Raw genomic sequence first — 13,862 nt, 5'->3', positions numbered from 1 at the left:
ACCCTGAGCAAGGCCAAGCAAGCGCTGTTTGCTTCCCTGAACCACTCTGCTGGCTTAGGCTAGTGCCCTAACTTACAGGGAGTAACGTTATGCGCACACCGATCTTCACCCTCCTCTGCCTGCTCGCCACACACAGCCTCGCCGGCGTAGAAATCCGCCAATCTTATTGGTACGTGGAATTGACTTGCGAGGGCTATTCGCAATGCTTTGCAGCCAGTAATGGCAGCTACACGTCGAACCAAAGCTCGGCGCGACAATTTGACGATCAGATCAAAGCACAACGCTTTGCCGACAGCTTCACCAGCAGCATTAGCGATAAATCACCACGTATCGTGCAAGGCTCCGACAGCAAATGTGTGAGTGACGAAGAAGCGCATCGACTGAACCTCTCCAGCAACCGGTGCTAGCCCTGATGCCATGCGCCTGATCGACACCCACACCCACCTTGACTTCCCCGACTTCGATGCCGATCGCAGCGAGCTGCTGGCCCGCTGCCGCGATCTTGGCGTCGAGCACCTGGTGGTGCTGGGTGTACATCAGGTCAACTGGCAGCGGGTATGGGATCTGGTACAGACCGAAGATTGCCTGCACGCCGCCTTCGGCCTGCACCCGGTTTACCTGGATGAACATCGCCCTGAGCACCTGAGCCAGCTGCACGATTGGCTGACACGCTGCGCTGGCCACCCCAAGCTCTGTGCCGTGGGCGAGTTTGGCCTGGACTACTTTCTCGAACAGCTGGATCGCGAGCGGCAGCAGCAGCTGTTCGAGGCGCAGCTCAAATTGGCCATAGAGTTCAAACTACCAGCCCTGCTGCATGTACGCCGCGCCCATGCGGCGACCATCGCCACGCTAAAACGCCTCAAGCCACCACGTGGCGGCATCATCCATGCCTTTGCCGGCAGCACTGAAGAAGCCCGCGAATACCTCAAGCTCGGTTTCAAACTCGGCCTGGGCGGTGCACCGACCTGGCCGCAGGCGCTGCGGCTGCGCAAGGTGGTGGCGCAACTGCCGCTGGAGGCCATCGTGCTGGAAACCGACTCGCCCGACATGGCGCCCGCCATGCACCCCAACCAACGTAATAGCCCGGAATATCTGCCGGACATCTGCACAACCCTGGCCGAACTACGCGGTATCAGCGCGGATGAACTGGCCAGCACCAGCAGCCGCAACGCAGCCGAGTTGTTTGGCTGGGATACACCGACTGGCTGAGCCAAGCATTGCGAATAAAAAGCCCGCCAAGATGGCGGGCTTTTTCCTGACAGGTTGCTGATCAGACGCGGAACGCACCGATCAGCTGCTTCAAGCGTGCCACCAGCCCGGACAACTCGCGGCTGGCCTGTTCGGTCTGGCTGGCCCCTTCGGCGGTACGTTCACCGGCCTGGCTGATCTCGACGATGTTCTGGTCGATATCCTGCGCAACGGCAGTTTGCTCTTCGGCGGCAGTGGCGATCTGCTGGTTCTGATCGACGATCATGCCCACCGCCCCCAGGATGTTCTCCAGCGCCTGCTGCACCTTGCCCGATTCATTAACCGTAGTGTCGGCCATCTGGTGGCTGGCGTTCATCGCCTTGACCGCCGCGCCAACACCGTTTTGCAGCTTGGCGATCATCGACTCGATTTCTTCGGTGGACTGCTGCGTGCGCTTAGCTAGGTTACGCACCTCATCGGCCACCACGGCAAAGCCGCGCCCCTGTTCGCCGGCCCGCGCCGCTTCGATGGCTGCGTTGAGCGCGAGCAGATTGGTCTGTTCGGCAATACCCTTGATCACGTCCAGCACCTGGCTGATCGAAGCGCTATCGCTGGCCAGCTTGTTGATCACCGCTACCGACTGATCGATTTCTCCAGCCAGGCGTTGAATGCTGCCCACCTGGGACTCGACCAGCGCGCGACCGCTGACCGTTTCATCATTCACACTCTGCGCACTACCTACTGCCGCGGCCGCGCTGTGCGCCACTTCCTGGGCAGTGGCAGACATCTGATTCATTGCGGTGGCGATCAGGTCGATCTGTCCACGCTGACCGGCAACCGCCTGGTTACTTTCACCGGAGACCTGCTGCACGCGGTCCGCCTGGCGCTCAACCTCAACCACGGTCTGGCCCACGCGCTCAATCAACTGGTGGATCTTGCTCACCGTCTCATTGAACACCTGGCCTAGCTCGCCCAACTCATCCTGGCTCTGCGCCTTGAAGCTGACGGTCATATCACCAGCGGCCACCTGATTCATCACCTGGCCGAGTTTTTTCAGGGTGGTGCGGATCGACACGTAGAAGCCGCCGTACAGGTAGACGATCAGCAGGAACACCACCAGCAGGGCCGCTACCAGCAATACCATCTGTGTACGATTTCCCTCCAGGCGCACCTGCAGCTGCTTGTCGAGGAATACCAGCACCGCATCATTGAGCTGATAGGTCTGCTCCATGGCGCCGCTGATATCTGCGTAGAACTGCGCCCAGGGCGTATCCAGCGAATCGGCGATTACCACCTTGTCTTCAAACAGCACAGCAGTGCTTTTCAAGGTTTCCAGGCTGCTCGCGGCTTGGCTGGCGAGCTCTGTGCGGGCCTGCGCGCTGCTGTTGAGTGATGCCTGCAGGTTCAAGCCGTACTCGGCATGCAGCTTTTCCAGTTCCAGCAGCAGCTCGTCAAACGTGGTGCTGGCCGACGAATTGAGAAAACCCTGAGCCAGGGAGTAGGCGCCTACCGCACGCCCCTCGCTCAGCACTGCGGTAACCTTGGGCGTGTCCACGGTGACCAGTTCGATCATCTGTCGTACGGAGCCCTGGCGGTCCTGGCTCAAGCCCGCTTGCGCGGCGACCAGCTTGATAAACACCTGAGAGCTGCCCAGCAGTTTTTCCGCCAGAGCAATCTTGCCCTGCAGCGAAGTTTCGGCCTGCACCACGCCCAGCTCGGCAATCAACTGATCGCGCTTGCTGTTGAATTCCTCGATCTGCTCAGGCTCGCGCACTACTGCTGCCATGCCCTGCAGCGCCTCGCTGATGCCGCCTTGCAGCTTGACCAGACGCGCTTCAAGATCACCCGCCTGACCGGACTGACCGATCATCGCATTGACCTCGATAAGGTCGACGAAGTCTTCAAGATTGCGCCGCAGCGTCAGACTTTCACCGAGCAGATCAATGCTTTCGAGAGCCGCCTGGGTGCTGACAAACTGCCGATAGGAGTCACGCACCAGATAGAAGTTGGTGACCAGCATGGGCAGAAAGAACAGCACACTGATCAGACTGAACTTCATGCCGAAGCTGAGGCGATTCATTAGCGCGATGGCCGGATACAACACGGTCTTCACAGGACGTCTCCAGTTCTAATTATTGTCGTGCAAGGTTACAAAACGGCCGTGCAGAATCTCAAACGGCGGCTTGTATGTCCCTTGCTGCTCGACCTGCGGCATTTGCATCAACGGGGTAAATACGGGCAGATTAGCGTGACAAATATCACAAAATAACGATCGAGCATGGCGCCATGTATACCTCTTATCGACCCCAACCTCTGTAACTTAAGGTTAATGATGCGCACACCACTGAAGCTCGGCATTGATCTGGGTGGCAGCAAAGTCGAAATAATCGCACTGGAAAACGGCCAGCAAATCTTGCGCCGCCGAGCCCCAACGCCGCAGGGCGATTACCCGAAAACCGTCGCCCTGATTGCCAGCTTAGTTGAAGATTGCGAGCGCGAACTGAGCAGCCGTGGCAGCGTCGGTGTCGGCATCCCCGGCACCCGCTCCCCCGACCACGGGCGGATCAAGAATGCCAACTCGCAGTGCCTGATTGGCGAGGATCTGCAGGCCGATCTTGAGCAACGGCTACAGCGGCCAGTGCGCCTGGCCAATGACGCCGACTGCTTTGCTCTCTCGGAAGCCTGCGATGGTGCAGGCGAAGGGGCCCTGAGTGTTTTCGGGGTTATTCTCGGCACAGGCGTCGGTGGCGGGCTGGTCGTGCGCCAGCAACTGCTTAGCGGGCCGAATGCGATTGCCGGCGAATGGGGGCACAACCCGCTGCCCTGGCGACGTATTGAGGATGGCCCGAGCCGACGTTGTTATTGCGGCCAGGATGACTGCATCGAAACCTTTCTCAGCGGCCCTGGTTGGGCGGCGCGCAGCAATCTTGGCCTCGACGCAAGCGCCCAGGTAAGCGCCGCAGAGGCCGGCGATCCAGCCGCACGGCAGGCCGTCACCCGCTACTGCGACCAACTGGCGCGCGGCCTAGCGTCGGTGATCAACCTGATTGATCCGCATGTGATCGTGCTGGGAGGCGGTATGTCCAACTGCACGGCCCTCTACCCCCAGGTAGTGCCCCTGTTGCCGCGTTATGTGTTTTCCGATCAGGTCAACACGCGCCTGTTACAGGCCAAGCACGGCGACTCCAGCGGTGTACGCGGCGCGGCCTGGCTGTGGAACGATGACCTTATATAACCAAAGTCCATACGGCGAACACCGCATACCAGAACACCGCCGCGCGTACCAACAGCTGCCACAGTCCGTCCAGACTGCTGACACCGAGCTCGCCAATCACTGGCTCCGGCGTTTCCCCAGCAGCCCGTGCAGTAATGATCGCCAACTGCGCCGCGCTGATATCCCAACTGAGCAGCTCATGCAACAAGCTGCGACTGACGCCGGCGAAGTTACCTACCAGGGCAAAACTGGCGGCCAGCACACGCACCGGTAGCCAGTCGAAGCCATGACGCACCTGTACGGCAACTTCACGCAAGGCTGGCAAAGTGGCATGTTCGCCGGCCAGAGCGACCAGTCGATAGGCCAGGGCCGCCAAAGGCCCCAGCAACGCATACCAGAAGATCACCGCAAAGAAACTCTGGTAGGCCTGCCACACCAGATGCCCCTGTACGCGCTGCAGCAACTCGCCCTCTTCGTCCGCCTCCAGCGCCAGATCACGCCGCGCCACCAGATACGCGGCCTCGGCGTCCTCACGGCGCCAGCTATCGCGAAACGGCCCCAATGCCGCCAGTAAATCACCGCGGCCCAGGCTGTAAATCACCACCAACAGATGCACCGGCAACGCCAGCCAACCATAGGCCACAGGCTCCAACACCAGCAGAATCAGCCCCAGCGCCAAAAGTGGCAGCAGTACCAACAACGCCAACGCCAGCCAGGGCCGCTCAGCCCACTGCGGCTTGCTCTCAGTCGCAGCCAGCAAGCGCAGCCAGGGGCCATCGTGTTGAATGGGCTTACGCCAGGACGAGAACTTCTCGACCCACAGCACCAGCAATAGCACCAGAAAATTCATGTCAGCTCCTTGTCTTGCTGCAATGCCATGCGCACACGTTGCCAATCGAATGCCGGGCCAGGGTCGGTCTTGCGACCCGGGGCGATATCGCTATGGCCACAGATGCGCTCCAGAGTGATGGCCGGATAAGCCATCTGCAGCTGCCGGATCAGCTCAATCAGCGCCGCATACTGCGCAGCAGTGAACGGCAGATCATCCGTACCTTCAAGCTCAATACCTAAGGAAAAATCATTACAGTTTTCCCGTTCGGCAAACCGCGACACCCCGGCATGCCAGGCGCGCTCGTTACAGGAGACGAACTGCGTAACGGCGCCATCACGCTCAATAAAGAAATGTGCAGACACCTGCAGACTGGCAATACTGGCGAAATAAGGGTGCTCATCGGCATCCAGACAATTCTGAAAAAATGCCTGCACCTTGCCCGTGCCGAACTGCCCGGGCGGCAGGCTGATGTTATGGATAACCAACAGAGAAACTTCGCCCAGCGGCCTCTGATTGAAGTTCGGCGACGGGCAGTGCTGGATACCATCGCACCAGCCACTGGAAGGATCCAGCTGCATGAAAGACTCCTTAAACGAGCCACCACTCTAGCAGGCTGCTGAAAAACTACCTACGTTACCGATGTGTCGCTAAAAACTGGCCAAAAATGCTCATTTACAGCTCACAAACTCCACTTTTCGCCGTTTTGACCAGCAAAAGGCTGTTACTGGTGTAGCGCCTAGCCTCGACTATCTCGCCTACGCCTCTCAACGGCCTGCTAGTACAGAACTTGCTCAAGGCCAAGGGCGAATACGCAGAAGCAAAAACGCCGCCTGGGCAATACCCCGGCGGCGTTGTGGTAACGCATCAATTACAGGCGATCAAGCGCCCTTGAGTTTGCGCAGGTTGCCGATCACCGACTCCAGCGCCCGATCGAACAGCAGCGCATCATCGAGTAGGCGAATCGCGCCGCGGCGGAACTCCACGGCCAAGCCCATGCGGGTTTTCTCCAGCACCTTCATACCGGTACGGTTGACGAAGATGTACTTGCCAGTCGGCTTGATCACTGCCGCCAGCTTGCAACGCAGCTTGTGCTCTTCATCTTCCTGAAACTCGACCCAGCTGCCGACCCGCAGGTTATCGACCTGCAGCAGCGACTCATCGTCGTCCGGCAAGCTGGCCTCCGGCTCGGCGGCACGCAGCTCGCCAGGTGCCAGCAGAATGATTTCTTCAACCACCTCGACCATCGCCGGCTCTTCAACCGCTTCCGCAGCCGGAAGTTCCAGCAATGGCAACTCGATACCAGCCTCGGCTAAAGCCGCGCGCTGCGCTTCATCGATTTCAACAAGTGCAGGTGCATCATCTTGCGGATTTTCTTCCGGCAGGCTGCGCTTGAAGCGCTGGAAGGCCTGCACATGCAAGGCTTCCAGCTGGCTGAAGAATTCACCTGTGGAGAACGGATCAAAGGCCGCGCTGGCCATGCCTTCACGCAGCGCTTTAAGCAGCCCTGGCACCATCTCCAGCAGACGCATACGCGCTTCCGGCTCTTCGTGAAGCTCAACACTCCATACCAGATCATCCATGGTCGCCAACGCGGCCTGCCACTCCGCCGACTCAACGCCGTGCTTCAGACAGGTCAGCATCAGCACCTTGCTCCAGGCCTCCTGCAACAGACGCACCACCACTTCTGGCAGGGTCTTGCCGAGCAAGCGCTCATTCAGCGCCTGTTCGACTTCACGGCGTGCCAATGCAGCCTTAGCACTGCCCTCCTCGGCATCGCGGGTGCGCTGCTCAAGCAGCTCGCTGCGGCGGCGCTCATCGCCGGTGAAGGCCAGGAACTCGGCCAGCAGCTCGGAGAAGATCACCGGATCATCAACAAAGTCATTGAGCAGGCGTTGCACCACCTGCTCGATCTTCTGATACAAGCTGTCGCGCTGCGCATCGTCCTGCTCGCCCCAACCCAAGGCGGCTGAGGCGATTTCATTGAGCAAGCGGCGAGCCGGATGGCTGCCACGGCTGAAGAAGGTCTTGTCGATCACCGCCACTTTCAGCATCGGAATCTGCAAGCGGCCAATCAGCGCCTTGAGTGAATCCGGCAAGGTGCGGTCGTCGAGGATAAATTCAAACAACATCGACACCAGGTTGATAACGTCCTCATCAACCTCACCGACCACCCGCGCCTTACCGGCTTTAGCACTGGCACGAGTCAGTAAGCCTTCCAACTGCTCACGCAGATCAAAATCATCACTGACCTGCGCAGGCGCACGCTGCTGCATATGCGAAAGCAGGCGCATCAGGTCATTACTGGAGATCGGCATGGCATCAGCCGGGCGGTTGCGCCGCGGGATCACGGTGCCACGCGCTTGGGAGAGCAGCTCCTGCAGCGCGCCGAAGACTTCCTGCACACCCTCATCGGCAAATTCAGCCGAGAGTTCCGGTGATGCGTCCTGGCGAGCACCAGCAACCGATGCACTGGCACGCGAAGGGTTACGCCGCGCTGGTGCAGATTTAAGCTCAGGTAAAACTCCTGCTGCGATCAACGCCTGGTTAGCATCGGCATACAGCTGATCGAGGTCACTGAGTACGTACTTTTCGAACAGTTTAAGGATGATCAGCTTGACCCGGATCTCGACGCCCAAGCTGCTGCAGGCGTCAAGAAAGAATTCGCACAGACTGGTCGGCCCGATGGGATTGCTCTTGTCGTCCAGTTTTTTGCTGACCATGGCGTTAAAACGCGTAGTCAGGTGGCTGAGCGCAGCACCGTCACGGCTGACAACCTTGGCCACCATGGAGTCCAGAGCAACCGACTCTTCCAGCGCGTCGTTCTGCACCAGCGACAGGGTATCGAACGACACCGCATCCAAAGGCGCAGGCTTGCCGATTTCATATTGATTCAGGGTGGCGAAAGCCTCGAAGACCTTCTGCAGAAAACCACGCTCGATATTCTTGCGCTTCAAACGCAGATCGCGCATCGCCTCAAAAAAAGCGTTCTGCTCGGCATTGCTAGTGGCACGGTCGGCCATCTCGAACAGCGTATCGTCCGCATTGTCGAACAGCGCCTGCAACGCCGTTTTCAGCTGTTGCGCCGCTTTGTCACGCACATTTGTCAGCGCCACAGGCAGTCTTCCTACCGGCGAAGTGGGCGATTGCTCAGGGACCACCTTGCTCAGGTGAATCACATTCGCATCAGTCTTCATTGCGAGTCTCCTGCAGACTGCCCCTCTTGGGCGAACCGATCTGCACAGCGATCAACTGAGCGTCATCCGTAACGTCAAAGGCCTGGCGTCAACAATTCTAAAATGTAAAGCCATTATAGGGATGCGCGCGCGCATACCAAGCGGACTTTTCCTTCAGACATGACCCGCGTCACAGATGCAGCACCACAGCTTCCCAACGGTTACCTGCATACGACCAACGCAACACGTTATGCGTTGCAGCTGCACGCAGCTAACGAAGAACCTTCATCAGCATAGCCTTACAGCTGCCAGAGAGCAGCTGCAAACACTGCGCAAACAGCCATCAATCCCTATAATCGGCGCATTCTGCTGACTGGAGCTCATCATGCCTAACCTTATCCTCGCCGACCTCGCCAACGAAATCGAGGCCAACGTGCGCCGCGCACTGACAGAGGATATCGGCAGCGGCGACATCACCGCCCAACTGATCCCCGCCGAGCGCCTGGCGCACGCCAAGGTCATTACCCGCGAGTCCGCAGTCATCTGCGGCACCGCATGGGTCGACGCAGTATTTCGCCAACTCGACCCACGGGTGGCCGTACACTGGCATGTCCAAGACGGCCAGCGCGCCGAACCCAATCACGTACTGCTTGAACTGGAGGGCCCCGCGCGCGCACTGCTAAGCGGCGAACGCAGTGCGCTGAACTTTCTGCAGACACTCTCCGCTGTCGCCACCCGCTGCCAGTACTATGCCGACCTGGTGGAAGGCACCGCCGTCAAACTGCTCGACACCCGCAAAACCCTCCCTGGCCTGCGCCTAGCCCAGAAATACGCTGTGACCCAGGGCGGCTGCCACAACCACCGTATCGGCCTCTACGATGCCTTCCTGATAAAGGAAAACCATATCGCCGCCTGCGGCGGCATCGCCCAAGCCGTAGCGGCAGCCCACAAAATCGCACCTGGCAAGCCGGTGGAAGTTGAGGTGGAAAACTTGGAGGAACTACGCGAGGCATTGGGCGCAGGGGCCGACATCATCATGCTTGATGAGCTGGATTTGGATGAGATGCGCGAAGCAGTAACCCTCACCCAAGGGCAAGCCAAGCTGGAAGCCTCGGGCGGGGTAAATGAAAGCACCTTACAGGCGATTGCCGAAACCGGAGTGGACTATGTGTCGATTGGCACGCTGACTAAGGATGTTAAGGCTGTGGATTTGTCAATGCGACTCAGCCTATAGCTATTCAAAATAATAGAATGAGATAGCCTTTAGTTGCATTGCAGAGAGTTCTCAGTGGCCATTACCTGCAACAAGGGCTCTAACTGAGGATATTCAACACTGACCTGCTGCAAGGCCCGCATGCCTTCGTCATAATGCTTGTCACCATGTAACGCTCGTAAAACCCTCAGCTGCTCGCAGGCAGCTTCCAGCTGACCGTTTAGCCCAAGCGCTAATGAATAGCGAAACACGCTGGACGGATATGGATAGCGATGTGCAACTTTACGCATCCAAGCCAACTCCTCAGCGCTCATCCCCGCTCTTGCATATGTTCGGATAAACCGTAGAAGCTCTTGCAGTTGAGTCAGCACAACCACATTCGGAGCAGGCTGATTTGCCTTTAAAGACCCTATCCCTGAAGTTTCGAACCGCATTAAACGATGGTCTTCCTCGACAGTACGGTACTCATTCCACACCCACCCGAATAGACCTATAGAAAACAATACCACCCCACCAAGCAATATTTTTGGAAGAGCAAGTTTAGACTGAGGAAATTGCTCTCCCTCGACGGCGCCAAGCATCAACCCTAAAGGCAATAGAAAAAAAGCATATTCAAGCGGAAACTCTAAAAGCCCATGAACCAGTATTAAACCAGAGGCTAACAGGCAGAACAAACTCTCCGCACTCCTAGCGCGCCACCCTAGGCGCATCAACCAAAAAGAGAGACACAGAATAACCACCCCGCCCAACAGAGGTCCGTTCCACAGCAACAAATCCAACAAGAAATTATGACTATGCTCAACCATAATCGGAACGGGGTAATCCAACGAAATAGCGACCTGCGCAATGCTCACTTGATTCCACCCATAACCCCATACAGGACCACCTAACACAGCCTGCCAAAGCTGATACCACAGAGCCCAACGCTCCAAAGAGCGTGCACGCTCTAGCGGATCCAGGCTAAACAAATATAGCGACTCGGCAAGGAGTGGTAGCATAGCCACACACGCCCAATATAATACCAACCATGCAAAAAGAGAGCGTAGAGACAAGCGTGCACTATAGACACGCACCTTCCACGCCCAGAAAACAAAAATAGCGATACACCCTACCCACGGAGTTCTTGACTGGGCAAGGGCAATTCCAAAAACCAGAAAAACGGCCAATACCGAAGCCGAAAAGCGGCCAATAATATATTTTTCATAAAAATAAATAGTCGCAACCACTGCCAAACATAACAGCGTCGAAAAATTATTAGGCTGGGCCATATTGGCAAATGGGCGAGTTCCGCTTGGCAAATCAACAACCCAAATACTACCCGACAGCAAAAGCCACTGCCGCAGCGCTATCCAGACAGACAATACTCCAGAACACAAAAAAACAGCCGCAACCAGATTAATCATCGGCATACGTAGCATCGGCTCTCGCCCGAAACCATACCCCACCTGAAGCATCAAGGAAAAAGAAGCTATATAAACAGCCGCCACCCATGCATCACCGGAAAAATAAATCACACCCATCGCAAGCTGAAAGAGCGGTACAAGCGCTAGGAAAAAGAAAAATAAAACCGAATGAGCAACGAACACACCCCTCACACACAACAGATATATCAATACTAAAAGAATAGCCCCTAAAAAAGAAAGAAACTCTTGATAGGCAACAACCCAAGGGAAATAGTGGTTCGGCAGCACATATGACAAAGAAAACGCCGCAACAGAGAAAACAATTAAAAAAAACAGCCCCAGATGCACCCTATAAAACATAAAACCCTCACCAAAAAAGCACATACCCCGCCACAATAAAAAAGGAGGCTTTCGCCTCCTTTCTTAAAAACAAACAACTTAGTTCCCGCGGCAAGAACCCGGCAGATACTTTGGATCAACGGTCGTACCATCACCCGGCAACCCGCAAATCCAACGAGCAACAGAGCCGCCCGCGGCAGGTGCAGCACCAGCAGAATCAACTGGCTTCAAAGTAACCACACCACCGGTAGCACCAGCAGCAGTATTATTAATACCCTGGCTTGTTACAGTAACAATACCAGCTGCAGTTGTATTAATAGAAGCAACATACTGAGACGTGGACGATGCACTCTCGCAACCCCAATCACCAGCCCCCGGCAGACTGGTTGAGCTCTGTACAACTTCAGTAATGGTTGTACGGCAGGCAGAGGCCGCCAGGATCACTTCAGACATTTTGGCGCGAACGGTGTAATCCTGGTAAGCAGGCAGCGCAACGGCGGCCAGAATACCGATGATCGCAACCACGATCATCAATTCGATCAGGGTAAAACCTTTTTGCATTTGAGCTTTCATAAAGCATCTCCTAGTTATGTTCAGGTCAACGACCTCACCCTACCAAAGCATCCTTCATGCCAACTTCACAACACCCGCGCCATGCAAGCTCAGCACACCCACGGAGCACACCAATCAATGCCCACGGGCACTAACTGCCCTTTTTTGTCACCCTCCGGCTTTGCGTTTGGCACGCATCAATCAACTAGGCTATAAGGCAAGGATTGTTATGGAGCCTGCAATGAACGATAGCGTGTCCCTTACCGGTCTTGCCCGCCAGATGGTTCTGGCAGAACTACTGGATGAAAAAGCTGCCCAACAGGCGCAGAGCCAGGCCCAGCGCAACAAGCTGTCGCTGGTCACTTATCTGGTGCAGAACAAACTGGTTAAAAGTCGCGTGCTTGCTGAGCTTGCCTCCGAGCAGTTTGGCGTATCCTTCGTCGACCTGAATTCGATAGACAAAGAAAGCCAGCCCAAGGATCTAGTAACCGAAAAGCTGGTGCGCCAACACCGCGTGCTGCCGCTATGGCGTCGCGGCAACAAGCTATTTATCGCTGTTTCCGACCCCACCAATCACCAAGCTGTCACCGACATCCAGTTCAGCACCGGAATGAACACCGAAGCCATCCTGGTGGAAGACGACAAGCTTGGTGAGGCTATCGAAAAATTCTTCGACTCGACCACAAGTGGAATGGACGACCTGGGGGATATAGATCTCGACGGCCTGGATGTTGAAGCGGTCAGTGACGATGCGCAGGACAACGGGGACGGCAATGCTGCCGATGACGCGCCAGTAGTACGTTTTGTCAATAAGATGTTGCTGGATGCCATTAAAGGCGGCTCATCTGACCTACACTTTGAGCCCTACGAGAAGGCATATCGCGTACGCTTTCGCACAGACGGCATTCTGCATGAGATAGCTCGGCCGCCCATCCAGCTATCACCACGCATTTCTGCTCGATTGAAGGTTATGGCAGGCCTGGATATTTCCGAGCGCCGCAAGCCGCAGGATGGACGCATCAAAATGCGCATATCTAAAAGCAAATCAATCGACTTTCGTGTAAGCACCTGCCCAACCCTGTGGGGCGAAAAGATCGTAATGCGGATACTTGACTCCTCCAGCGCGCAGATGGGTATCGACGCACTCGGTTATGAAGAGTCGCAAAAAGAGCTCTATATGTCCGCCCTGAAGCAGCCACAGGGCATGATCCTGGTGACAGGCCCTACCGGCTCTGGCAAAACGGTCTCTCTCTATACAGGCCTGAATATCCTCAATACCGTTGACGTAAACATCTCCACCGCTGAAGACCCCGTGGAAATCAATCTGGAAGGCATCAACCAAGTCAACGTAAACCCCAAACAGGGCATGGATTTTACTGCCGCACTGAAGTCATTCCTGCGTCAGGACCCGGACATCATCATGGTCGGCGAGATTCGCGACCTGGATACCGCGTCCATCGCTATCAAAGCAGCGCAAACCGGCCACATGGTGATGTCCACGCTGCACACCAATAGCGCAGCAGAAACCCTGACTCGCCTGCGCAACATGGGCGTCCCCTCGTTCAACATCGCCACGTCGGTCAACCTGATCATTGCCCAGCGCTTGGCCCGTAAGCTCTGCAATAACTGCAAAAAGGAAATACAAGTCCCCCGCGAAACCCTGCTTGAAGAAGGCTTCCCAGAAAACAAGATCGGCACCTTTAAGATTTTCGAGCCTGCTGGCTGCGAAAACTGCAATGGCGGCTACAAAGGCCGTGTTGGAATTTATGAAGTGGTTAAAAACACGCCAGCCCTACAGCGGATTATCATGGAAGAAGGCAACTCTATTGATATCTCAACACAGATGCGCAAAGACGGCTTTAATGACCTGCGTACCTCAGCACTGCTGAAGGCCATGCAAGGCGTGACCAGCCTAGCAGAAGTGAACCGCGTGACTAAGGACTAACCG

11 protein-coding genes and 1 pseudogene are annotated in these 13,862 nt (G+C 56.5%); 5 read left to right on the top strand and 7 right to left on the bottom strand.

From position 1 onward, the window contains the following. Positions 1 to 89 precede the first annotated feature (89 nt). Positions 90 to 407 (top strand): hypothetical protein, encoded by a 318-nt coding sequence (locus ACIN8IBEIGE_RS01935; protein WP_160013176.1) that lies wholly within the window; start codon positions 90 to 92, stop codon positions 405 to 407. Between the two features lie 10 nt (positions 408 to 417). Then, positions 418 to 1,209, top strand: coding sequence for a TatD family hydrolase (locus ACIN8IBEIGE_RS01930; RefSeq protein ID WP_160013175.1), 792 nt, complete (start codon positions 418 to 420; stop codon positions 1,207 to 1,209). Between the two features lie 61 nt (positions 1,210 to 1,270). Here the strand turns inward: ACIN8IBEIGE_RS01930 and ACIN8IBEIGE_RS21100 are convergent, their stop codons facing one another. Further along, complete coding sequence (locus ACIN8IBEIGE_RS21100; RefSeq protein WP_372240000.1) at positions 1,271 to 1,975, bottom strand: methyl-accepting chemotaxis protein; 705 nt, start codon at positions 1,973 to 1,975, stop codon at positions 1,271 to 1,273. 153 nt (positions 1,976 to 2,128) lie between these two features. Further along, a pseudogene (locus tag ACIN8IBEIGE_RS21095) lies at positions 2,129 to 2,332 on the bottom strand (HAMP domain-containing protein); the annotation flags it as partial. Between the two features lie 1,188 nt (positions 2,333 to 3,520). On the opposite strand from ACIN8IBEIGE_RS21095, the gene ACIN8IBEIGE_RS01920 reads away from it, so the two are divergent. Continuing rightward, entirely contained in the window at positions 3,521 to 4,423 is a 903-nt protein-coding gene (locus ACIN8IBEIGE_RS01920) for an ROK family protein (RefSeq protein WP_160013173.1), read from the top strand. Here the strand turns inward: ACIN8IBEIGE_RS01920 and ampE are convergent. The 3 genes from ampE to ACIN8IBEIGE_RS01905 all read right to left on the bottom strand — a co-directional run bounded on the left by ampE (position 4,416) and on the right by ACIN8IBEIGE_RS01905 (position 8,428). Continuing rightward, positions 4,416 to 5,252, bottom strand: a complete 837-nt coding sequence (gene ampE / locus ACIN8IBEIGE_RS01915; protein ID WP_160013172.1) for a regulatory signaling modulator protein AmpE — start codon at positions 5,250 to 5,252, stop codon at positions 4,416 to 4,418. The two genes, ACIN8IBEIGE_RS01920 and ampE, sit on opposite strands and share 8 nt — an antisense overlap. Next, a complete protein-coding gene (gene ampD, locus ACIN8IBEIGE_RS01910; RefSeq protein ID WP_160013171.1) occupies positions 5,249 to 5,812 on the bottom strand; it encodes a 1,6-anhydro-N-acetylmuramyl-L-alanine amidase AmpD in 564 nt (187 codons plus the stop codon). Before ampD ends, ampE begins: the two co-directional genes overlap by 4 nt. A 300-nt stretch (positions 5,813 to 6,112) precedes the next feature. Further along, positions 6,113 to 8,428 (bottom strand): DUF1631 domain-containing protein, encoded by a 2,316-nt coding sequence (locus tag ACIN8IBEIGE_RS01905; RefSeq protein ID WP_160013170.1) that lies wholly within the window; start codon positions 8,426 to 8,428, stop codon positions 6,113 to 6,115. Between the two features lie 364 nt (positions 8,429 to 8,792). Between ACIN8IBEIGE_RS01905 and nadC the strand changes: the two genes are divergently transcribed. After that, positions 8,793 to 9,641 carry a carboxylating nicotinate-nucleotide diphosphorylase gene (gene nadC / locus ACIN8IBEIGE_RS01900; protein WP_160013169.1) on the top strand — a complete coding sequence of 283 codons (849 nt, stop codon included), beginning with the start codon at positions 8,793 to 8,795 and terminating at the stop codon, positions 9,639 to 9,641. 29 nt (positions 9,642 to 9,670) lie between these two features. Here nadC and ACIN8IBEIGE_RS01895 read toward each other — a convergent pair whose 3' ends face one another. Both ACIN8IBEIGE_RS01895 and ACIN8IBEIGE_RS01890 read right to left on the bottom strand, forming a co-directional pair. After that, positions 9,671 to 11,383 carry a PglL family O-oligosaccharyltransferase gene (locus ACIN8IBEIGE_RS01895; RefSeq protein WP_160013168.1) on the bottom strand — a complete coding sequence of 571 codons (1,713 nt, stop codon included), beginning with the start codon at positions 11,381 to 11,383 and terminating at the stop codon, positions 9,671 to 9,673. Positions 11,384 to 11,461: 78 nt separating this feature from the next. Next, the gene (locus tag ACIN8IBEIGE_RS01890; RefSeq protein WP_160013167.1) at positions 11,462 to 11,935 is read right to left on the bottom strand and encodes a pilin; all 474 of its coding nucleotides are present in this window, start codon (positions 11,933 to 11,935) and stop codon (positions 11,462 to 11,464) included. A gap of 220 nt (positions 11,936 to 12,155) precedes the next feature. Between ACIN8IBEIGE_RS01890 and pilB the strand changes: the two genes are divergently transcribed. Next, positions 12,156 to 13,859 (top strand): type IV-A pilus assembly ATPase PilB, encoded by a 1,704-nt coding sequence (pilB, locus tag ACIN8IBEIGE_RS01885; RefSeq protein ID WP_160013166.1) that lies wholly within the window; start codon positions 12,156 to 12,158, stop codon positions 13,857 to 13,859. The last annotated feature ends 3 nt before the right edge of the window (positions 13,860 to 13,862 follow it).

The sequence above is a fragment of the Pseudomonas sp. 8BK genome, assembly GCF_902506475.1.
GTDB lineage: Bacteria > Pseudomonadota > Gammaproteobacteria > Pseudomonadales > Pseudomonadaceae > Aquipseudomonas > Aquipseudomonas anguilliseptica.
Note: the sequence above shows the minus strand (reverse complement) of the source record. Positions and strands in the feature narration are given on the sequence as shown.

Excerpts from the sequence above, each read along its gene's own strand:
- ACIN8IBEIGE_RS01935 (WP_160013176.1), top strand. The coding sequence starts at position 90 with ATGCGCACACCGATCTTCACCCTCCTCTGCCTGCTCGCCACACACAGC.
- ACIN8IBEIGE_RS01930 (WP_160013175.1), top strand. The coding sequence starts at position 418 with ATGCGCCTGATCGACACCCACACCCACCTTGACTTCCCCGACTTCGAT.
- ACIN8IBEIGE_RS21100 (WP_372240000.1), bottom strand. The coding sequence starts at position 1,975 with ATGTCTGCCACTGCCCAGGAAGTGGCGCACAGCGCGGCCGCGGCAGTA.
- ACIN8IBEIGE_RS01920 (WP_160013173.1), top strand. The coding sequence starts at position 3,521 with ATGCGCACACCACTGAAGCTCGGCATTGATCTGGGTGGCAGCAAAGTC.
- ampE (WP_160013172.1), bottom strand. The coding sequence starts at position 5,252 with ATGAATTTTCTGGTGCTATTGCTGGTGCTGTGGGTCGAGAAGTTCTCG.
- ampD (WP_160013171.1), bottom strand. The coding sequence starts at position 5,812 with ATGCAGCTGGATCCTTCCAGTGGCTGGTGCGATGGTATCCAGCACTGC.
- ACIN8IBEIGE_RS01905 (WP_160013170.1), bottom strand. The coding sequence starts at position 8,428 with ATGAAGACTGATGCGAATGTGATTCACCTGAGCAAGGTGGTCCCTGAG.
- nadC (WP_160013169.1), top strand. The coding sequence starts at position 8,793 with ATGCCTAACCTTATCCTCGCCGACCTCGCCAACGAAATCGAGGCCAAC.
- ACIN8IBEIGE_RS01895 (WP_160013168.1), bottom strand. The coding sequence starts at position 11,383 with ATGTTTTATAGGGTGCATCTGGGGCTGTTTTTTTTAATTGTTTTCTCT.
- ACIN8IBEIGE_RS01890 (WP_160013167.1), bottom strand. The coding sequence starts at position 11,935 with ATGAAAGCTCAAATGCAAAAAGGTTTTACCCTGATCGAATTGATGATC.
- pilB (WP_160013166.1), top strand. The coding sequence starts at position 12,156 with ATGAACGATAGCGTGTCCCTTACCGGTCTTGCCCGCCAGATGGTTCTG.